1 protein-coding gene is annotated in these 842 nt (G+C 46.2%); it reads right to left on the bottom strand.

Annotated features, from left to right (window positions below; translation table 11 throughout):
* Window positions 1-509 precede the first annotated feature (509 nt).
* A partial coding sequence (locus QU44_RS18585; RefSeq protein ID WP_197054379.1) for a hypothetical protein occupies window positions 510-842 on the bottom strand: 333 nt, incomplete at its 5' end.

The following is an 842-nucleotide window of genomic DNA, read 5'->3' as shown; positions in this document are numbered from 1 at the left end:
CAAACCGTGGGATTTTTCAGCAGCCTGTTAACGCCAATTGTAAACGGGTAGGTCGCCGCGTTCCCTGTTTGCAGTTAGTCCCGCGCTGGCTAAACCACGCTCATGCTTGGTGGGTTGATGCTGGTCACTTCTCTGATCTCTCCCATGATCGCAAGCAGTTACGCTGCGACGACCAGTATCGTAAGGGGCGACAGTCTCGGGCGTGAATGGTGGAGACGGATAGTTTTCGGCTCAGCTGCGATGTTTGTGCCATGGGTGATTTACCTCCTAATCCGAGGCGCGATTCAGCTAGTATCGCACCTGTAAGGCCCAGTTTTTGCTTCCCCAAAACGATAGCGATTGGTCTAAAGGTCATCAGCTTCAGCATTCGTGATGCGAAAGTCATAGGACCTGCATCATGCTAGCCATGGTAGAAATCGCAGCGCTTGTGATGCGCCTATCTATGCTGCCAGACGAACAGCGATCCAACGCTGTGAAATTTTTGACATATGTGTTGATCGGTGTTCATTTTACTTATCGAAGTAATTTTCAATTATTTCGACAACTCGACCAATTGCAGAATGCATAGCGAATATCAATGCTCCCCCTATACTTAGAATCAAGCAAATTAGAGCATCTTCTGATGATATTCCGGTATTAAACAATAAGAAACGGTCAGCTAGGTAGCTCAGCATCATTACACAGCAGAAAAACTCACAAATACAAAAAGTGATGAAGGCATCTTTCTTCATTGTAAAATAAAGCGGTTTCTTTCCCATCGGCATCATAAACAGTCCTTCACAACCATGACGATAACCAAAATCGGGACGGCTGAGATGCTGACCGAAAAAGAAGTTGGGTGA

The organism is Sphingomonas sp. 37zxx (assembly GCF_000786205.1).
GTDB lineage: Bacteria > Pseudomonadota > Alphaproteobacteria > Sphingomonadales > Sphingomonadaceae > Sphingomonas.
This window is presented reverse-complemented; position numbering and strand designations above follow the sequence as displayed.